16 protein-coding genes, 1 pseudogene and 1 riboswitch are annotated in these 19,940 nt (G+C 71.0%); of the genes and pseudogenes, 5 read left to right on the top strand and 12 right to left on the bottom strand.

Annotated features, from left to right (window positions below):
• Positions 1-27: 27 nt before the first annotated feature.
• A complete protein-coding gene (mnmA, locus tag EAO76_RS31975) occupies positions 28-1,158 on the bottom strand; it encodes a tRNA 2-thiouridine(34) synthase MnmA (protein ID WP_148839354.1) in 1,131 nt (376 codons plus the stop codon).
• Between the two features lie 61 nt (positions 1,159-1,219).
• Here mnmA and EAO76_RS31970 point away from each other — a divergent pair, with 61 nt between their 5' ends.
• Positions 1,220-1,900, top strand: coding sequence for an N-acetylmuramoyl-L-alanine amidase (locus EAO76_RS31970; protein ID WP_148840427.1), 681 nt, complete (start codon positions 1,220-1,222; stop codon positions 1,898-1,900).
• 288 nt (positions 1,901-2,188) lie between these two features.
• On the opposite strand, the gene EAO76_RS31965 is transcribed toward EAO76_RS31970, so the two are convergent.
• The 11 genes and pseudogenes from EAO76_RS31965 to EAO76_RS31915 form a co-directional block, all read right to left on the bottom strand.
• Entirely contained in the window at positions 2,189-3,358 is a 1,170-nt protein-coding gene (locus EAO76_RS31965) for a cysteine desulfurase family protein (protein ID WP_148839353.1), read from the bottom strand.
• Positions 3,359-3,853: 495 nt separating this feature from the next.
• Complete coding sequence (locus EAO76_RS31960) at positions 3,854-4,720, bottom strand: thioesterase family protein (RefSeq protein WP_148839352.1); 867 nt, start codon at positions 4,718-4,720, stop codon at positions 3,854-3,856.
• Between the two features lie 107 nt (positions 4,721-4,827).
• The gene (locus EAO76_RS31955) at positions 4,828-5,499 is read right to left on the bottom strand and encodes a trimeric intracellular cation channel family protein (protein ID WP_148839351.1); all 672 of its coding nucleotides are present in this window, start codon (positions 5,497-5,499) and stop codon (positions 4,828-4,830) included.
• A gap of 18 nt (positions 5,500-5,517) precedes the next feature.
• The gene (locus EAO76_RS31950) at positions 5,518-6,777 is read right to left on the bottom strand and encodes a dipeptide ABC transporter ATP-binding protein (protein WP_262376023.1); all 1,260 of its coding nucleotides are present in this window, start codon (positions 6,775-6,777) and stop codon (positions 5,518-5,520) included.
• A 35-nt stretch (positions 6,778-6,812) separates the two neighbouring features.
• Positions 6,813-7,913, bottom strand: a complete 1,101-nt coding sequence (locus EAO76_RS31945; RefSeq protein ID WP_148839349.1) for an ABC transporter ATP-binding protein — start codon at positions 7,911-7,913, stop codon at positions 6,813-6,815.
• Positions 7,910-8,911, bottom strand: a complete 1,002-nt coding sequence (locus EAO76_RS31940; RefSeq protein WP_148839348.1) for an ABC transporter permease — start codon at positions 8,909-8,911, stop codon at positions 7,910-7,912. Before EAO76_RS31940 ends, EAO76_RS31945 begins: the two co-directional genes overlap by 4 nt.
• 144 nt (positions 8,912-9,055) lie before the next feature.
• Positions 9,056-10,828 carry an ABC transporter substrate-binding protein gene (locus tag EAO76_RS31935; RefSeq protein ID WP_148839347.1) on the bottom strand — a complete coding sequence of 591 codons (1,773 nt, stop codon included), beginning with the start codon at positions 10,826-10,828 and terminating at the stop codon, positions 9,056-9,058.
• A 95-nt stretch (positions 10,829-10,923) separates the two neighbouring features.
• Complete coding sequence (locus tag EAO76_RS31930; RefSeq protein ID WP_148839346.1) at positions 10,924-11,928, bottom strand: ABC transporter permease; 1,005 nt, start codon at positions 11,926-11,928, stop codon at positions 10,924-10,926.
• Between the two features lie 636 nt (positions 11,929-12,564).
• Positions 12,565-13,302: pseudogene (locus tag EAO76_RS31925) on the bottom strand (enhanced serine sensitivity protein SseB C-terminal domain-containing protein); the annotation flags it as partial.
• Positions 13,303-13,474: 172 nt separating this feature from the next.
• Positions 13,475-14,248, bottom strand: coding sequence for an enhanced serine sensitivity protein SseB (locus tag EAO76_RS31920; protein WP_148839345.1), 774 nt, complete (start codon positions 14,246-14,248; stop codon positions 13,475-13,477).
• A 172-nt stretch (positions 14,249-14,420) separates the two neighbouring features.
• On the bottom strand, positions 14,421-15,104 hold the full coding sequence (locus EAO76_RS31915; protein WP_148839344.1) for an AAA family ATPase: 684 nt from the start codon (positions 15,102-15,104) through the stop codon (positions 14,421-14,423).
• 160 nt (positions 15,105-15,264) lie between these two features.
• A riboswitch (glycine riboswitch) is annotated at positions 15,265-15,362 on the top strand.
• A gap of 141 nt (positions 15,363-15,503) precedes the next feature.
• Here EAO76_RS31915 and gcvT point away from each other — a divergent pair.
• The 4 genes from gcvT to EAO76_RS31895 all read left to right on the top strand — a co-directional run bounded on the left by gcvT (position 15,504) and on the right by EAO76_RS31895 (position 19,911).
• Positions 15,504-16,619 carry a glycine cleavage system aminomethyltransferase GcvT gene (gene gcvT / locus EAO76_RS31910; RefSeq protein ID WP_148839343.1) on the top strand — a complete coding sequence of 372 codons (1,116 nt, stop codon included), beginning with the start codon at positions 15,504-15,506 and terminating at the stop codon, positions 16,617-16,619.
• A gap of 92 nt (positions 16,620-16,711) precedes the next feature.
• Positions 16,712-17,089 carry a glycine cleavage system protein GcvH gene (gene gcvH, locus EAO76_RS31905; protein WP_148839342.1) on the top strand — a complete coding sequence of 126 codons (378 nt, stop codon included), beginning with the start codon at positions 16,712-16,714 and terminating at the stop codon, positions 17,087-17,089.
• A gap of 22 nt (positions 17,090-17,111) precedes the next feature.
• Positions 17,112-18,371, top strand: coding sequence for a serine hydroxymethyltransferase (glyA, locus tag EAO76_RS31900; protein ID WP_148839341.1), 1,260 nt, complete (start codon positions 17,112-17,114; stop codon positions 18,369-18,371).
• Positions 18,372-18,528: 157 nt separating this feature from the next.
• Positions 18,529-19,911, top strand: a complete 1,383-nt coding sequence (locus EAO76_RS31895; protein ID WP_148839340.1) for an L-serine ammonia-lyase — start codon at positions 18,529-18,531, stop codon at positions 19,909-19,911.
• The last annotated feature ends 29 nt before the right edge of the window (positions 19,912-19,940 follow it).

The raw sequence follows: 19,940 nt of genomic DNA, 5'->3' as shown, positions 1-19,940 counted from the left end.
CCGCGTCGGGAGCGGCGTCCGGCGGGATCAGCCGGACGTCGCCGCCGTCTGCCGCCGGGCCGTCGTGGCGATCGTCGCCGAGCCGACGACGCGGGTGCCGTCGTACAGGACGACCGCCTGGCCGGGGGCCACGCCGCGGACCGGGTCGGTGAAGGCGACGTGCAGGGTGCCGTCGACGAGTTCCGCCGTGACCTCGGTCTCGCCGCCGTGGGCGCGGAGCTGGGCGGTGTACGTGCCGGGGCCGGACGGGGCGGTGCCGCACCAGCGGGGCCTGATAGCGGTGAGGGCGGTGACGTCGAGGGCCTCGACCGGGCCGACCGTCACCGTGTTGTTCACCGGGGAGATGTCCAGGACGTAGCGCGGCTTGCCGTCGGGGGCGGGGTGTCCGATGCGCAGGCCCTTGCGCTGGCCGATGGTGAAGCCGAAGGCGCCCTCGTGGGTGCCGACCTTCGTGCCCGACTCGTCGACGATGTCGCCCTCGGCCGTGCCGAGCCGGCTCGCGAGGAAGCCCTGGGTGTCGCCGTCGGCGATGAAGCAGATGTCGTGGCTGTCGGGCTTCTTGGCGACGGCGAGCCCGCGCCGCTCGGCCTCGGCCCGGATCTCGTCCTTGGTGGTGAGGGTGTCGCCGAGCGGGAACATCGCGTGGGCGAGCTGCTTCTCGTCCAGGACCCCGAGCACGTACGACTGGTCCTTGGCCATGTCGGAGGCGCGGTGCAGCTCGCGGCTGCCGTCCTCGTTCAGCACGACGGTGGCGTAGTGGCCGGTGCACACGGCGTCGAAGCCGAGCGCGAGGGCCTTGTCGAGCAGCGCCGCGAACTTGATCTTCTCGTTGCAGCGCAGGCACGGGTTGGGGGTGCGTCCCGCCTCGTACTCGGCGATGAAGTCGTCCACGACGTCCTCGCGGAACCGTTCCGCCAGGTCCCAGACGTAGAACGGGATGCCGATGACGTCCGCCGCGCGGCGCGCGTCGCGGGAGTCCTCGATCGTGCAGCAGCCGCGCGCTCCGGTGCGGAAGGACTGCGGGTTCGCGGAGAGGGCGAGGTGCACACCGGTCACGTCGTGGCCCGCCTCGGCGGCGCGGGCGGCGGCGACGGCGGAGTCGACACCGCCCGACATGGCGGCGAGCACGCGGAGGGGGCGCTGGGAAGTCTGAGTCATAGCTCCACCAGGGTACGGGGCCCGGGGAACTCGACGCTCATGGATGAGCGTTGTGGATCACATGGGAAGCAAGGGGACGTCGGGCGCCGAGGGTTCCGCGAAGGCGGGGTCCAAGCGCGGCATCGGCCGGCGCGGGCTGCTGATCGGCGCCGCCGCCACGGCCGTGGGCACGGCCGTGCTGGCACGGGACGAGCTGAAGCGCGCCTGGTGGCGGCTGCCGGGGATCGAGAAGCCCCGCAAGCCCGGCGAGGTGGACTACGCGCGCGCCGAGTGGATATCGGCCTCCCCGGCGAACTGGCGGCGGGCCGACCGCCCCGACGACTACACGATCGACCGGGTCGTCATCCACGTCACCCAGGGCAGCTACCGGAGCGCGGTGAAGGTCTTCCAGGACCCGGGGCACGGGGCCGCGGCGCACTACGTGGTCCGCAAGGACGGCCATGTGGCGCAGATGATCCGCGAGCTGGACGTGGCGTTCCACGCGGGGAACAGATCGTTCAACGAACGCAGCGTCGGCATCGAGCACGAGGGCTTCGTGGACCGCCCGCAGGACTTCACGGCGGCGATGTACGGGGCGTCGGCGCGCCTGACGGCCGCGATCTGCGACCGGTACGGGATACCGGTGGACCGGGAGCACATCGTCGGGCACGTGGAGGTGCCGGGCACGGACCACACCGACCCGGGGAAGCACTGGGACTGGGACCGCTACCTGAAACTGGTCCGGGCGGCCCGGACGGCCTGACCAACGGCCCGACCGGCGGTCCGGGAGGATGGAAGACTCGGCCGGCGGTCCGGGAGGTACGGACGGCCCGGCCCGCCCACGTCCCGCACGCCGCCGGGCGCCCAACGCCCGAGCCCGATGGTGCGCGCGTCGGCCGGTCCCCGTGTCGGCCGACGCCCAGGACAGCCGACGCGCATGCGGACCGGCGCCCGGCGCTGCTTGAGCCGACCGGTGCCTGCGCCGCCCGATACACGGTTTCGCCCGGCGCCCGTGCCGCCCGGTGCACGTGTCACCCGGTGGCCGCGGCGGTCAGCTGAGTCCGGCCGTGCGGGCCCGTTCCACCGCCGGGCCGATCGCGCGGGCGACCTCGTCCACGTCCTGCCCGGTCGACGTGTGGCCGAGCGAGAAGCGCAGGGTGCCCCGGGCCAGGTCCGGGTCGGTTCCGGCGGCCAGCAGCACATGGCTGGGCTGGGCGATCCCGGCGGTGCAGGCCGAGCCGGTGGAGCACTCGATGCCCTGCGCGTCCAGCAGCAGGAGCAGGGAGTCGCCCTCGCAGCCGGGGAAGCTGAAGTGCGCGTTGGCGGGCAGTCGGCCGCCGGGGTCCGGGTCGCCGCCGAGGACGGCGTCGGGCACGGCCGCCCGCACCGCGGCGACCAGGTCGTCGCGGAGTCCGCCGATCTCCCGGGCGAACTCCTCGCGCCCGTCGGCGGCGAGCCGCCCCGCGAGGGCGAAGGAGGCGATGGCCGGCACGTCCAGGGTGCCCGAGCGGACGTGCCGCTCCTGGCCGCCGCCGTGGAGCACGGGCACGGGGGTGTACTCGCGGCCCAGCAGCAGCGCGCCGATGCCGGACGGGCCGCCGATCTTGTGACCGCTGACCGTCATCGCGGCCAGCCCGGACCGGGCGAAGTCGACTTCCAGCTGCCCGAACGCCTGCACCGCGTCGGCGTGCATCGGCACGTCGAACTCGCGGGCCGTCGCGGCCAGTTCGCGCACCGGCATGATGGTGCCGATCTCGTTGTTGGCCCACATCACGGTGATCAGCGCGACGTCGTCGGGGTCCTTGAGGATCGCCTCGCGCAGCACGTCGGGGTGGACGCGCCCGTACGGGTCGACGGGGAGGTACTCGACGTTCGCGCCCTCGTGCCCGGCGAGCCAGTCGACGGCGTCCAGCACCGCGTGGTGCTCGACCGGGCTGGCCAGGACGCGCGTGCGGCGGGGGTCGGCGTCGCGGCGGGCCCAGTACAGGCCCTTCACCGCGAGGTTGTCCGCCTCGGTCCCCCCGGAGGTGAAGACCACCTCGCTGGGGCGTGCGCCGAGGGCGTCGGCGAGGGTCTCTCTCGACTCCTCGACGGTACGGCGGGCCCGGCGCCCGGCGGCGTGCAGTGAGGACGCGTTACCGGTGACGGCGAGCTGGGCGGTCATCGCCTCGATCGCTTCCGGAAGCATCGGCGTGGTCGCGGCGTGGTCGAGGTAAGCCATGGTGGGCTCGATTCTACGAGCCCAGGGCGGGGCGTACGGCGGGCGCACCCGCGCACGGTCGGGTGCGGCCCTCCTCGCCCCCCGTTCCCGGGCCCGTCCGGTCGGGGAGGGCGCCGGGCTCCGTGCCCGATCGGTCGGCGAAGTCCCGGGCTCCGTGCCCGGCCCGCCGGCGAACTCCCGGGCGGAGGGGCCGTCGCCGGTGACGAGGAGGGGCCGCTCGGCCCCGGTGACCTCGCCGGTACGCGCGGTGGAGCGTGCCGTGTCGTTTTGGCGACATGTCGCAAGCGCGGCACCGAAGAGGTCTGGTGCGGCGATCAACGGGGGCCCCAGTCTTGAGCCGCACCGCGTGTCCATTTCCTTGCCTCTTGGAAAGGTTCCGATGCACAGACGGTATCGCTCTGCCGCCGTACTGGCGGCAGGAGTCCTCATCGCCACCCTGGCCCCCACCTCCTTCGGCGCGGGCGCCGGGGCGCCCCTGCGGGGATCGGTGGCACTTCAGGAACGCGACACCCTGGCCAGCTGGCGGGACTGGGCCACCAGCCGGTCCGCGCTGTCCCAGACGTCCGCGTCCTCCTCCAGGAAGCCGCCCGCGAGGTTGCGGGTGGTGATGGAGACCCGGAGCGGGCCCGGGGCGGGGCGGCAGCGGATGTGGGTGGTCAGCTCGATGGTGGGCGTCCAGCCCTTGATGCCCAGCTCGAAGGCGGTGGGCGGCAGCGCGTCCACGGTGAGGAGCAGCGAGAGCGGGTCGGCGTCGCGGCCGTCCGCGAGGCCGAACCAGCCGCGCATCTCGCCCTTGCCCGAGGGTGCGCCCACGGCCCAGCCGACCGTCGCCGGGTCCAGCTTGATGTCGATCCGGCCGGTGATGGCGGAGCTGCCGGGGATCGGGGCCGGGCCGTCGTTCGCACCGAGGCAGTGCTCCAGCGGCGGGATGGCCGGCGGCTTCGCCGACGTGCGGACCTCGTCGGTCAGGGCGCCCAGGTCGCCGTAGGTGGCGATGACCCGGATGCGCTCGATCTCGGAACCGTCCTCCGCGTACTGGAAGAGGGACGCCTGGCCGGTGGAGAGGGTGCGGCCGGTGCGGACGGTCTGGGTCCGGATCACCGCGGGGCCGGGGACGGACGCGGTGAGGTAGTGCGCGGAGACGGAGAAGGGGTCCGGGTGCGGCAGGGCCTCGCCGAGCGCGCGGCCCAGCATGGCGAGCAGATAGCCGCCGTTGACGGCGTGGATGATCGTCCAGCCCGCGGAGAGTTCGGCGTCGTAGACGCCCTCTTCCCGGAGGGTGACGGCGGTGTCGCGATCGAACTCGCTGTCCCCGATGGTCGCCTGCGCGGTCGGTGCCGCCTGCTCTGCTGCCTGTGCCATGCGACGCACCGTACACCGATTGTATTACTGAGCGGTAGCTTTTTTGTGGCCCGAAAATGACGGGCCTGCGTGGAACCCGGCACGGGCCGGGCCCGGCACGGACCGCGTCAGGTGGTCGCGGAGCCCTCCTCGGCCCTCGCGGACTTCCGGTTGTAGGCGCGCGGGGCCCGCCAGTGGTAGCGCATCGCCAGCAGCCGCAGCACGAAGGCGACGATCACCGCGGTGCCGCTGGTGAACGCGTTGAGCGCGCCGAAGCGGATGCACAGGACGATCATCATGGCGCCGACCATCGCGGGCACCGCGTACAGGTCGCGGTCCCAGCGCAGCAGCGAGGGCACCTCGTTGGCCAGCACGTCGCGCAGCACGCCGCCGCCGACCGCGGTGGCCAGCCCGAGGGTCGCCGACGCGGTGAGGCCGAGCCCGTAGTCGTACGCCTTGACCGTGCCCGTGACGCAGAACAGTCCGAGGCCCGCCGCGTCGAAGACGTTGACGCCCACCTGGATCCGTTCGACGTGCGGATGCAGGAAGAACACCAGGACGGCGGCGAGGAGCGGGGTGATGAAGTAGCCGAGATCCGTGAACGCCGCGGGCGGGAGCGCCCCGATGACGATGTCACGGAACAGCCCCCCGCCCAGCGCGGTCACCTCGGCGAGCACCGCGATGCCGAAGACATCGAAGTTCTTGCGTACGGCGAGCAGAGCGCCGGAGATCGCGAAGACGAAGATTCCGACGATGTCGAGCGCATGCTGGACGGAGGGCGTGAACAGTTCGTTGAGCACCGGGCAATTGTGCCGGTGCTACTCCTTGGGGTTGTCCTCCGGCGTACCGGACGAACCGGCACCGCCGTCCGCCGCGGGTTCGGCGGCCTCCGGCTCCTGCGCCTCGGCCTCGGACGCGGCCTCGGACTCCTGCGCCGCGGCCTCGGGCTCCTCCGCCGCGGGCTCCGACTTGCGCACCTCGACGATCTCGATCGCCTCGCGCGCCTGGGCCGTGATCTCCTCGCCGGGCACCTGGTCGGGCGCGTCCTCCGGGTGGTGGCAGGCCACCTGGTGCCCGGTCTTCAGCGCGGCCAGCGGCGGCTCCTGCGTCTTGCAGACCTCCGTGGCCTTCCAGCACCGGGTGTGGAACCGGCAGCCGCTGGGCGGTGCGATCGGCGACGGCACGTCGCCCTTGAGCAGGATGCGCTCGCTCTTGGCCGACCGCCGCTTGGGGTCCGGGATCGGGACCGCCGAGAGCAGCGCCTTGGTGTACGGGTGCATCGGCGCCCTGTAGAGCGACTCGCGGTCGGCCAGCTCCACGACCTTGCCGAGGTACATCACCGCGATCCGGTCCGAGACGTGCCGGACGACCGACAGGTCATGGGCGATGATCACGTATGTGAGGCCCAGCTCGCGCTGGAGGTCGTCGAGCAGGTTCACCACCTGCGCCTGGATCGACACGTCCAGCGCCGACACCGGCTCGTCCGCCACGACCAGCTTCGGCTTGAGCGCGAGCGCGCGGGCGATCCCGATGCGCTGGCGCTGGCCGCCGGAGAACTCGTGCGGGTAGCGGTTGTAGTGCTCGGGGTTGAGGCCCACCACCTCCAGCAGCCGCTGCACCTCCTTCTTGACGCCGCCCTCGGGCGTGACGCCCTGGAGCTTGAAGGGGGCGCCCACGATCGTGCCGATCGTGTGCCGGGGGTTCAGCGAGGAGTACGGGTCCTGGAAGATCATCTGCATGTCCCGGCGCATCGGGCGCATGCCGCTGACGCCGAGGTGCGTGATGTCCCTCCCCTCGAACTCGATCTTCCCCGCGGTGGGTTCGAGCAGCCGGGTGATCAGTCGGCCCATCGTCGACTTCCCGCAGCCGGACTCACCGACGACGCCCAGGGTCTCGCCCGAGTGCACCTCGAAGTCGATCCCGTCGACGGCCTTCACGGCACCGGTGGTGCGCTGCAGCATCCCCTTCTTGAGGGGGAAGTGCTTCTGCAGCCCGGTCACCTTGAGCAGCACCTCGCGGGAGGCGGCGTCCCCGGCCGGCGTCCCGTCGCCGGCAGACCTCTGCGCCGGAACGTCCACGCCCTTGTCCTCGCTCGTCACGGCCTTTTCCTCGCTCACAGCTTGGGCGCAATCTCTTCGGTCCAGATACGCTCCCGCTGCTCCTGCGACATGTGGCAGGCCGCCCAGTGCCGGCTGCCGACCTCCTGCAGCTCGGGCCGTACGGTGCGGGTGACGTCGTCCTTGGGCACGTCCGCGTACGGGCAGCGCGGGTTGAAGGCGCAGCCCGACGGGATGTTGATGAGCGACGGCGGGGAACCCTTGACCGGGATGAGCCGGTCGGTCTGGTCGCGGTCGAGGCGCGGCATCGAGCCCAGCAGGCCCCAGGTGTAGGGGTGCCGGGGCTCGTAGAACACCTTCTCGGCCGGTCCGCGCTCGACGCAGCGCCCGCCGTACATCACGAGGATGTCGTCGGCGAGCTCGGCCACGACGCCCAGGTCGTGGGTGATGATGATGACGGCGGAGCCGAACTCCTTCTGCAGGTCCCGGATCAGGTCGAGGATCTGCGCCTGGACGGTCACGTCCAGTGCGGTCGTCGGCTCGTCGGCGATCAGCAGCTCGGGGTTGTTGACCAGCGACATGGCGATCATCGCGCGCTGGCGCATACCGCCGGAGAACTCGTGCGGGTAGCTGTCGACGCGCTTGTCGGGCTGCGGGATGCCGACCCGGTCGAGCATCTCCACCGCCCGCTTGCGGGCGGTCTTCTTGTCCACGGAGTGGTGGACCCGGTACGCCTCCACGATCTGCTTGCCGATCGTGTAGTACGGGTGCAGCGCGGACAGCGGGTCCTGGAAGATCATGGCCATGTCGCGGCCGCGCAGCTTGCGCACCTCGTCGGGGTCGGCCGTCAGCAGTTCCTTGCCGTCCAGCCAGATCTCGCCGGAGACCTGCGCCTTGCGCTTGCCGTACTGGCCCGCGGTGTGCAGGCCCATGATGCCCAGCGAGGTGACGGACTTCCCGGAGCCGGACTCGCCGACGATGCCGAGGGTCTTGCCCTTCTCCAGCTGGAAGCTGAGCCCGTCGACGGACTTGACCAGTCCGTCGTCGGTCGGGAAGTGCACCCTGAGGTCGCGTACTTCGAGGAAGGCGGAGGGAGCGGGCGATCCGGTCCGGGTGGGTTCGCCCAGCGCGGCACCGCTCTTGTGCAGTTCGGTCATCCCAGCCTCACTCGCGGGTCGATGACGGCGTACAGAATGTCGACGAGGAGGTTGGCGACGGCGATCGCGAGAGCCGCGAACAGAGTGACGCCGAGGATCACCGGCAGGTCCTTGTTGCTGATGGCCTGGACCGCCGCGAGCCCGAGCCCCGGCAGGTTGAACGTGGACTCGGTGAGGACGGCGCCACCGAGGAGCACGCCGATGTCGAGGCCGAAGACGGTGAGGATCGGCGTCATCGCGGAACGCAGCGCGTGCCGGGTGATGACGGTGCTCTCGCCCAGGCCCTTGGCGCGGGCGGTGCGGATGTAGTCCTCGCCGAGCACTTCGAGCATGGTGGCCCTGGTGAGGCGGGCGTACATCGCGGCGTTCAGGAACGCGAGCACGATCCACGGCAGGATCAGGGTCTGGAACCAGGTGCCGATGCTGTCGTCCGTGGAGAGGTTGTCGGCGATCTTCACCCAACCGAAGTTGTGCACGAACAGGCCCATCGCGACCATGCCGGTGAAGAAGATCGGCAGCGAGACGCCGGCCAGGGCCGTGGTCATCGCGGCGCGGTCCCAGATGGTGCCGCGGCGGAGCGCGGACACCACGCCGGTGGCGACACCACCGAGGAGCCACAGGACACAGGCACCGGCGGCGAGGCCCCCGGTGACGGGCAGGGCGTCCTTGAGGGTGGTCCAGACCGGGACCTCCGTGCGGAAGGAGTACCCGAAGCAGGGGGCGGCGCAGTGGGTGACGTCGGCACCGTTCGCGTAGTCGCGCCCCATCGGAATGCCCTTGACGAAGTCCCAGAACTGGACGAGAAGGGGCTCGTCGAGACCCAGTTTGACCCGGATGCCCTGGAGCTGCTCGACACCCGTGGCCTTGCCGGCGAAGAGGACTGCTACGTCCTGGCCCGCCCACTTGGGCAGCATGAAGAAGATGGTGAAGGTCGCGAGCAGTACGACGAGCACCATGATGACTACGGCGAACAGGCGCCGGATGAGATAAGCAAGCACTGTGTGCGGCCCGGCGGTGGCCGGGAACCCCTTGTGGGGGCTCCCGGCCACCGCCCCGGCCATCACCTGCCCTTCGGACTGGCGGGTTTCGGCGGCAGTGGAACAGTCAACCGGGTTGACTGCAAATGCTGTTGGCTACAGCGATTACTTGACGACGCCGAGCGAGACGTAGTCGTAGCGGCCGTTGTAGGCGTCGGACATGTAGGCGTTCGTCAGACGGCTGCCGCGCCAGGTGATGTTCTTCTCGTAGATGAAGGGCATCCAGTCGGCCTGGTCGAGGATCCGCTTGTCGAGCTCCTTGTAGATCTCACCGGCCTTGACCGGGTCGGTCTCCGCGATCGCCTTGTCGAACAGCCCGTCGATCTTCGGGTCGTTCAGCTGCGACTCGTTGTAGTTGCCGGTGTCCGCGAGGAAGCGGCTGTCCCACAGCGGCTGGCCGAAGCCCTGGCCGGACGGGAAGTCCGGGCCCCAGCCGCTCATCGTCATGCCGTAGCCGCGCTTCTTCACGACGGACGGCGAGCCGGTGATGCTGGACGCCTCGGCGCCGTCGATCGGGTCGACCTCGACCTTGATGCCGACCTTGCCGAGCTGCTCCTGGAGCGCCTCGGCGGTGTCGACCTCGCCCGGGTTGTTGTTGCGGGCGGTGAGCTTGGTGGTGAAGCCGTTCGGCTGGCCGCACTGCTTCAGCTCGTCCTTGGCCTTGGCCAGGTCCGGCTTGCCCTTGCGGGCGAGGACGCCGTACGGGTCGTAGTCGCTGTGACCCTTGATGGAGACCGGCAGGGTGCTGTTGGCGATCGCGCCACCGGCGATCTCGCCACCGCGGGTCTGCTGGAGACCGGCGAAGTCCGTGGCGTAGAAGACGGCCTTGCGGCAGTGGACGTCGTTGAACGGCTTGGCCGTGTGGACGAGCGCCACGTAGCGGACGAAGGACGTCTGCATGTTGTCGACGCTGTCCCGGTGCTTCTGGACGGCGGTGACGCGGCCGGACTGGGTCATGCCGGTGCCGTTGAGGTCGACGTCGTAGTCGCCCTCCATCAGCTTCTTGTCGTTCTCCTCCAGGTTGGCGGAGATCGTGACGGTGATCTTGTCCGGGAGCGCGGCGCGAACCGGGTCCGAGGACTTCTGCCACTTGTCGTTGCGGACGAGCACGATGTTCTTGCCCGGCTTGTACGTCTCGAACTTGTACGGGCCGTTGGAGAACGGGCGCTGGGTGTACTTCGCGCCGGTGTCCTTCTCGGCCTTCACGGGCGAGCCGGACGGCATGGCGAGGAACTGCTCGAAGTCACCGTTGGGCTTGGGCAGCTTGAAGACGATGGTGTTGTCGTCCGGGGTCTCGATCGCCTTGAGGCCGAGCTTGTCCGGGGACTTGTCCTTGTACGGGCCCTTGTACTCGCCCTTGGGGTCCAGCGTCTGCATCAGGTACTGCGGGCCACCGGTGATGGTGTCCGTCGCCCAGATGCGCTCGATGCCGTACTTGACGTCCTTGGAGGTCAGCTTGGAGCCGTCCTCCCAGGTCAGACCGTCACGCAGCTTGTACGTGTAGGTCTTGCCGCCGTCGCTGATCTCACCGGGGCCGGTGGCCAGGTCGCCGACCAGCTTGGTCGAGGCCGCGCCCGGCTTGGCGTCGTAGGTGACCAGCTGGCGGGTGTAGAAGCGCATGAAGTCCCAGGCCATGCCGTAGTAGGCACGCTGGGGGTCGGCGGAGTCGAGGTCCTGCTTGCCGACGAACTTGAGCGTTCCGCCCTTCTTGGTGGACGGGTTGGCGACCTTGTTGAACGCCGCGTTGAAGCCGGCGCCCTTCGACTTGCCGCCGCTCTCGCCGTCGTCGCCGCCGCCGCACGCCGTGGTGGTCATCAGCGCCGCGACCACGAGGGCCGCACCAGCGGTGAGCCGTCGTTTCGAGGTAACTGTGGACATTTTCTCGCAACCTCCGAGATCGCGGTCCCAGGCCGTTGCTTGCCGGAGAACCATGGGAAAAGCCACCTGACGATGCGGCAGGGGCAAGTCGTGGGTTATCGGGTCCCCTTGGGGTCCAGGGCGTCGCGCAGCCCGTCCCCGAAGAGGTTGAAGGCCAGTACGGTGATGAAGATCGTCACACCGGGGAAGACCATGAACATCGGGTCGTGCTCGTACGTCTCCAGGGCGTCCCGCAGCATTCCGCCCCAGGAGGCGGTGGGCGGCCGGACACCGGCGCCGAGGAAGCTGAGCGCCGCTTCGGTGAGGATGTTGGTGGGGATCATGAGCGTCGCGTAGACGGTGATCGGCGCCACCAGGTTCGGCAGCAGTTCGCGGAAGAGGATGTGCACCCGCCCGCCGCCGAGGCTGCGCGCCGCTTCCACGTACTCGCGTTCGCGCAGCGAGAGCGTCTGCCCCCGGACGATGCGTCCCACGTACGGCCAGCCGAAGAAGCCGATGACGGCGACGAGGACGGCGATGCGCACGCCGCTGCCGGTCAGTCCGAGCAGGTCGTCGGGGAGGACCGAGACCAGGGAGATGATGAAGAGGAGCTGCGGGAAGGACAGCAGCACGTCCATGACCCGGCTGATCGCCGCGTCCACCCAGCCGCCGAAGTAACCGGCGATGATCCCGAAGAGCGTGCCGAGGGCGACGGCGACCAGGGCCGCCAGGAACGCCACGAGCAGCGAGATCCGGGCACCGTAGACGATCCGGCTGAAGACGTCGCGCCCCTTGTTGGGCTCGACGCCGAACAGGAAGTCGCCGCTCACCCCGCCGAGGCTGCCCATCGGCAGGTTGGTCAGCGGGTCGAGCTTCTCCTGGTGGAACTCGTTCGGCGGGTGTCCGAGCAGGCTCACGATCAGCGGCGCGAAGATCGCCACGAGGACCAGGAGGAGCACGGTGACGCCGCCCGCCAGCGCGACCTTGTCCTGCTTCAGGCGGTTCCAGGCGATCTGCTTGAGAGACCGGCCCTCGACCTTCTTCGCCCCGGAGTCGCCCGCGGGACCGCCGGCCGCGACCGGATCCGCTTCCGTGGTCGGCTCTTGCAGTGGTGCCGTCATCGTGGCAAGGACCCCTCTCAACCGGCGGTGGCCGGGCCGAACTGGCCGCTGTGGCGGCGCGATCAGTCAGTCGTACGCAGAGGCGGCAAGACGCCCTTGCTGCGGGAGTCTTCATTGCCGTCACTACAGGTAGCCAGACCGTCAGGCGAATGGATGCCTAACCGTGATGCGGTCTGGGGTGTTCCGTTATCCGGACGGATGTGAACGCCCCTCGAACACGGGCCAGTTGAGTCAGAACGGGGCACGCGGGGGAATTGACCCCGCTTTCCCCACCAGACCTGCCCAGACATGACCAGCGGGTAAATCCCGGACATGACGGGCGAGATGATCAGGGAAACGGCGAACTCACCCGTCGATGCCGACAGTTGTCCACGCATGCGCGCATCGCGGGAATACCGGACGTACGGGGACCGATGCGGCGGCCTCGGACCGGGGGAAGCGTCGGCCGGGCGCGAATCGGCACGAAAACCGCGGGCCGGGGTCGCGGGAAGCGCCGGCGAAGGGCGGGCCGGCACCCTGCGGGGCACGGACCCACGTCCGGGCCGGCGCGTCGCACCGGGCCCGGTGCGCGACGACTCCCGGGCGCGCGGGCCCACGGACGGAGCGGTGACGACGGGACAGGGCGGCGGCCGACGACCCCTCGGGCCCGTGGGCCTCGCGGTCGTAGAACGGCCGGGCGTTGGCGCGCAGCCACATCGCGACCGGGTCGTACTCGTCGGACATCGCGACGGTGGAGACGGGCAGGCCGTCCGGGACCGCGGCGATCGACTGCTGCATCATCGCGCGCACCGCGTCGACCGAGGGGCGGCTGGTGTCGTAGAGGTCGAGGCCGATGGCGAGGTACGGGGCACCGAGCGCGGGCTGCACCCAGGCGCGGCGCAGCGAACGGATCGCGGGGGTGCGGTGGGCGTTCTGCGCGAGCTGGGCGTAGAACTGCGGGATCTCGATGGCCGGCTCGGTGAGGCGGAGCGGGCCCGCGGGCATCCGGTCGAGGCCGGTGGCGATGCGGCGCAGGTCCAGCCAGGGGATGCCGACTCCGCCGCCCGGGGCGTGCGGGTTGAGCCAGATGCCCCAGCGGTCCGGGAAGAGGGCGCGGGCGATGTCGTGGCCGGTGACCACCTCGTGGGCGCGGTTCCAGCCGCTGGCCGAGAGCTCCTGGGCGGAGGTCACACAGGGGGCGTAGCCGAGGCCGTCGACCTCCATGTTCCCGTACTGGGCGTCGGGCGAGCCCGGCGCGCCGTGCCACAGGAGCATCCAGACCCGGTCGTTCGCGAGGGCCTGCAGAAGCGCCTCGTACGCGTCGTAGCGCCCGGGCGTCACTTGGCGCAGCATGTGCTCGACCTGCCCGGCCGCCGCGGTGCCTGACGCACTCACCTGGTCCCGCCCCTCTTCGACTCCACTGTGTCGGCCCGCCGCGCCCCGGGCATCTGGGCACGGCCCGATGCCGAGGCACCAGCCATGAAACCAGCTTATGCGCCGGTCCTGACACCGGCTTGACACCATGGGCCGGAGCCGCGCGGTCCGGTCCATGGCCCCGGAACCCGCCCTAAGGGCGGTCCGCCCGCTGGTAGAACGGCCGGATCTTCTCCCGCATCCAGTCGCCCACCGGGTCCTGCGCCACGTCGAGCAGGACGAGATTGACCGGCCAGGGCACCTCGACCCGGCCGAGGGCGCGGCCGAGGGCGTCCATCGGGGCGTTGCGGCCCGCGCCGTCCCAGGTGGAGAACTCGACGCCGATGAACAGGACGGGGTCCTCGCCCTCGATGCTGGCCAGGGCCCGGCGCGCGGTGAGCACGACGCCGCTCTCCTCGAACTCGCCGGCCGCCGCGGAGAGGAAGTCGACGGGTTCCTCCTGCCAGTCCGGCTCGTACAGCCGGACCCGGCCGCCGCTGGCCGGACCGTCCAGCGGGGTGCGTCCGGCCCGGCAGAGCTCGGCCACGGCGGGCGGCGGCAGCGGCATCCCGACCGCGCCGCCCGGGTTCACGGCGATGCCGAGCTGCGGGGGCAGTCCGCGGGCGAAGTCGCGGGCGGGCGCGACGGTGAAGGACATGTGGGCGCCGACGCAGGCGAGGAACTGCTGCTCGGAGCTGAACACGGGGACGTACGGGGCGCCGTCGATCTCCACCGTCGGCAGGTCGAGGGCCGGGGAGTCGGGTCCGCCGCCGTTGGGCAGGGGCACCCAGACCTGGTTGCGTCCGAGCACCTCGACGAGCCGTCCGCCCGCCTCCGGGCTGCCCACCGAGGCCATCAGCACCTCTTCGAGCTCGTTGGCCGGCCATCCGCTCTGCGGATGGGACTGGACCTGCGCCGGAATGTCCACTGCTTCCCCTTCTTGCCCGAGCCTTCCGGCAGAAGGTTAACGCCCGCCGCCGCGGTCGCCCCGCTCCCTCGAACACCCGGCCGACCGGCCCTCGGCACCCTTCTGCGTGCCCGCGGCCCCGGCCGCCCGGTTTCCCTCCGCGGCCCCGGTTTCCCCAGCCGTCCTCGGCCGCTCAGCTCCCGGGCTCGGTGAACCCGATCCGGTCCAGCCTCCCCGCCGCCTCCCGGTCCAGCAGCACCGCCGAGGCGCAGCCGGGCGGCAGCAGGCCGGTCTCGGTGGCCCGCAGCAGCCGGGCCACGGCCCTGCGGTGCCGGGCGAACGCGTAGCCGGACACCCCGCGCCCGCGCTCCCGCTGCCCTTCCCGCGCCGTCTGCGGCGTGACGTCGAGCAGGACCAGATGCAGGCCGCGGCCCCGGCGCCGGGCGTCCCGGGCCAGCCAGCCGCGCACCCACGACTGGGTCCCGCAGTCGTGGACGACGACGGACTCCCCCGAGCGCAGCGCCCGCCGCAGCCCCCAGTAGTGGGCGGCGCGGACGAGCGGGCGGTAGAGGGCGTACGGGAGTAAGCGGGGCATCATCCCCGCCCAGCGGTCGCGGGTGTCCTGCGAGTCGATCGCGCGCGCCGCCGTCACCACCCGCCGGATGAGCGTCGACTTGCCGCTGCCCGGCAGCCCGGAGACCACCACCACGTCGCCCGGCGCGAAGTCCAGGGCGCGCGGGCCGCCCCCCGTCCGCTCCCGCAGGTCCCGCACGACGGGCGCGTGCGGGCCGAGCGCCTCCCTGGCCGGGGCCCCCGGCTGTGCGGGCATCGCTCCGTGCGCGATGCCCGCGGTCGTCGCGTATCGCCGCAACGTCATCACCCTCCCCCTGTACGGGTCACCCCACGTATGCCCTTGAAGTGTAAAGAAAAGGTAATGCGACACAACTGTCCGCACCGCCGAATCCCGCGGGGGGACCGACGCCCCACTCCGGCCCGATGCGTGCGATGATGACCCGGCCAACTACATACAGGCCGTTTGAATCCGCGCGGGAGAGTTCCGGTCACCGCGCGTGCCGGGCGCCGAAGGAGCAAGTTCCTCCCTTGAATCTCTCAGGCCCCGTACCGTGCGGATGAGGCAGATCTGAAAAGCGGGCCGCCCTGCGGCTCCACCCAAGGTGCAAGCCGACCCCGTTCAGGGGCTCCCGGCGAACCTCTCAGGTTCCGATGACAGATGGGGAGGGATCGTCCTCGTCGTCATGCCCCGGGAGTCACATCCATGAGCACCGCCCCCCGTCTCACCGCCCTCGATGCCCTGCACCGTTCGCTGGGTGCGACCATGACCGATTTCGCCGGCTGGGACATGCCCCTGCGCTACGGCAGCGAGCGCGACGAGCACAACGCGGTCCGCACCCGGGCCGGCCTCTTCGACCTGTCGCACATGGGCGAGATCACCGTCACCGGCCCCGAGGCCGCGGCCTTCCTGAACTTCGCGCTGGTCGGCAACATCGGCACCGTCGCCACGGGCCGCGCCCGCTACACGATGATCTGCGCCGAGGACGGCGGCATCCTGGACGACCTGATCGTCTACCGGCTCGGGGAGACCGAGTACATGGTCGTCGCCAACGCCGGCAACGCCCAGATCGTGCTGGACGCGCTGACCGCGCGGGCCGGGGGCTTCGACGCCGAGGTGCGCGACGACCGCGACGCCTACGCGCTGCTCGCCGTCCAGGGCCCCGAGTCGCCCGCCATCCTGGCCTCCGTCACCGACGCCGACCTGGACAACCTGAAGTACTACGCCGGTCTGCCCGGCACCGTCGCCGGTGTCCCCGCGCTGATCGCCCGCACCGGCTACACCGGCGAGGACGGCTTCGAGCTGTTCGTCGCCCCCGCCCACGCCGAGCAGCTGTGGAAGGCGCTGACCGAGGCGGGCGCCTCCCGCGGCCTGATCCCGTGCGGGCTCTCCTGCCGCGACACGCTGCGCCTGGAGGCCGGCATGCCGCTGTACGGGCACGAGCTGACCACGGCGCTGACCCCGTTCGACGCCGGTCTCGGCCGGGTCGTGAAGTTCGAGAAGGAGGGCGACTTCGTGGGCCGCAAGGCCCTGGAGGCCGCCGCCGAGCGCGCCGAGGCCGCCCCGCCGCGCAAGCTGGTCGGGCTGATCGCCGAGGGCCGCCGGGTCCCCCGCGCCGGCTTCTCCGTCGTCGCCGACGGCCAGGTCGTCGGCGAGGTCACCTCCGGCGCCCCGTCGCCCACCCTCGGCAAGCCGATCGCCATCGCGTACGTGGACGCCGCGCACGCCACGCCCGGCACCGCGGGCGTCGGAGTGGACATCCGGGGCACCCACGAGCCGTACGAGGTCGTGGCCCTGCCGTTCTACAAGCGCCAGAAGTGACCCCCGCGCCTCCGCAGAAGTGACGTATTCGCGTCTCACTTCTTAAGACCACCGTTCATCAGCACTCCCCCGCGTACAGGAGAATTCAGGTCATGAGCAACCCCCAGCAGCTGCGTTACAGCAAGGAGCACGAGTGGCTGTCGGCCGTCGAGGACGGTGTGGCCACGATCGGCATCACCGAGCACGCGGCCAACGCGCTCGGCGACGTCGTCTACGTCCAGCTCCCCGAGGTCGGTGACACGGTGACCGCGGGCGAGACCTGCGGCGAGCTGGAGTCGACCAAGTCGGTCAGCGACCTGTACTCCCCGGTGACCGGCGAGGTCACCGAGGCGAACCAGGACGTCGTGGACGACCCGTCGCTGGTGAACTCCGCTCCCTTCGAGGGCGGCTGGCTGTTCAAGGTACGCGTCGCGGAGGAGCCGGGGGACCTGCTCTCCGCCGACGAGTACACCGAGTTCTCCGGCAACTAAAGAGACCCCAAGGGACCATCTGATGTCGCTTCTCAACTCCTCCCTCCACGAGCTGGACCCGGACGTCGCCGCCGCCGTCGACGCCGAGCTCCACCGACAGCAGTCCACCCTCGAGATGATCGCCTCGGAGAACTTCGCTCCGGTCGCGGTCATGGAGGCCCAGGGCTCCGTCCTCACCAACAAGTACGCCGAGGGCTACCCCGGCCGCCGCTACTACGGCGGCTGCGAGCACGTCGACGTCGTCGAGCAGATCGCCATCGACCGGATCAAGGCACTGTTCGGCGCCGAGGCCGCGAACGTCCAGCCGCACTCCGGCGCGCAGGCCAACGCCGCCGCGATGTTCGCGCTGCTGAAGCCGGGCGACACGATCATGGGCCTGAACCTGGCCCACGGCGGTCACCTGACCCACGGCATGAAGATCAACTTCTCCGGCAAGCTCTACAACGTGGTCCCCTACCACGTCGACGAGACCGGCGTCGTGGACATGGCCGAGGTCGAGCGGCTGGCCAAGGAGTCCAAGCCGAAGCTGATCGTGGCCGGCTGGTCCGCGTACCCCCGTCAGCTGGACTTCGCCGCGTTCCGCCGGATCGCGGACGAGGTCGGCGCGTACCTGATGGTCGACATGGCGCACTTCGCCGGTCTGGTGGCCGCGGGCCTGCACCCCAACCCGGTGCCGCACGCCCACGTCGTCACCACCACCACGCACAAGACCCTCGGCGGTCCGCGCGGCGGTGTCATCCTGTCGACGCAGGAGCTGGCCAAGAAGATCAACTCCGCGGTCTTCCCGGGTCAGCAGGGCGGCCCGCTGGAGCACGTGATCGCGGCCAAGGCGGTCTCCTTCAAGGTCGCGGCCTCCGAGGAGTTCAAGGAGCGCCAGCAGCGCACCCTGGAGGGTGCCCGCATCCTCGCCGAGCGCCTGGTGCAGCCGGACGTCACCGAGGTCGGCGTCTCCGTGCTGTCCGGCGGCACGGACGTGCACCTGGTCCTCGTCGACCTGCGCAACTCCGAGCTGGACGGCCAGCAGGCCGAGGACCGGCTGCACGAGATCGGCATCACGGTCAACCGGAACGCCATCCCGAACGACCCGCGCCCGCCGATGGTCACCTCGGGCCTGCGGATCGGCACGCCCGCCCTGGCCACCCGCGGTTTCGGGGCCGAGGACTTCACCGAGGTCGCGGAGATCATCGCGGCCGCGCTCAAGCCGTCCTACGACGCGGACGCGCTGAAGGCCCGGGTCGTCGCGCTGGCCGAGAAGTTCCCGCTGTACTCCGGTCTGAAGTAATCCGGACAAGTTCTGGTAACACACCGGAACGGGGCATCGCGCACACTGGTCGGTGAGCGCGGTGCCCCATCCCATGCCCCGCCGTTCTCCGGACCGGCCGACCCGTACCCGCACCACCCGGCAGACAACGACGTCTACCAACCCTGAGGAGTCACCCGTGGCCATCTCGGTCTTCGACCTGTTCTCGATCGGCATCGGCCCGTCCAGCTCCCATACGGTCGGCCCGATGCGCGCCGCCCGCATGTTCGCGCGCCGGCTGAAGAACGACGGGCTGATCGCCCACACCGCCTCGATACGTGCCGAGCTCTACGGTTCGCTCGGGGCGACCGGGCACGGCCACGGCACGCCCAAGGCCGTCCTGCTCGGCCTGGAGGGCGAGTCGCCCCGCACCGTCGACGTGGAGAGTGCCGACGAGCGGGTGGAGCGCATCCGCGCCACCGGCCGGATCAACCTCCTCGGCATGCACGAGATCGCCTTCGACGCCGACGAGCAGCTGGTCCTGCACCGCCGCAAGGCACTGCCGTACCACGCCAACGGCATGACGGTCGCCGCCTTCGACCAGGACGGCAAGACGCTGCTGCACAAGACGTACTACTCGGTCGGCGGCGGCTTCGTCGTCGACGAGGACGCGGTGGGCGAGGACCGGATCGTCCTCGACGACACCGTGCTGAAGCACCCCTTCCGCACCGGCGACGAGCTGCTGCGGCTCTCCCGGGACACCGGCCTGTCCATCTCCTCGCTGATGCTGGAGAACGAGAAGGCCTGGCGCACCGAGGACGAGATCCGCTCGGGCCTGCTGGACATCTGGCGCGTCATGCAGGCCTGCGTCTCGCGCGGCATGGCCCGCGAGGGCATCCTGCCCGGCGGCCTCAAGGTCCGCCGCCGCGCCGCGACCACCGCCCGCCAGCTGCGCGCCGAGGGCGACCCGCAGACCCACGCGATGGAGTGGATCACCCTCTACGCGATGGCGGTCAACGAGGAGAACGCGGCGGGCGGCCGGGTCGTCACCGCGCCGACCAACGGCGCCGCGGGCATCATCCCGGCCGTGCTGCACTACTACATGAACTTCGCGGCCGGCGGCGCCACCGAGGCGGAGAAGGAGGACGGCGTCGTCCGCTTCCTCCTCGCCGCCGGGGCCATCGGCATGCTCTTCAAGGAGAACGCCTCCATCTCCGGCGCCGAGGTCGGCTGCCAGGGCGAGGTCGGCTCCGCCTGCTCCATGGCCGCGGGCGCCCTCGCCGAGGTCCTCGGCGGCACCCCCGAGCAGGTCGAGAACGCCGCCGAGATCGGCATGGAGCACAACCTCGGCCTGACCTGCGACCCGGTCGGCGGCCTCGTCCAGATCCCCTGCATCGAGCGCAACGGCATGGCCGCGGTCAAGGCCGTCACGGCGGCGAAGATGGCGCTGCGCGGCGACGGCAGCCACAAGGTCTCCCTCGACAAGGTCATCAAGACCATGAAGGAGACGGGCGCGGACATGAGCGTGAAGTACAAGGAGACGGCGCGCGGCGGGCTCGCGGTGAACATCATCGAGTGCTGACGGGGAAGGGTCCCGACCGCGCGGCGGCC

The organism is Streptomyces sp. sk2.1 (assembly GCF_008120935.1).
Classification (GTDB): domain Bacteria; phylum Actinomycetota; class Actinomycetes; order Streptomycetales; family Streptomycetaceae; genus Streptomyces.
This window is presented reverse-complemented; position numbering and strand designations above follow the sequence as displayed.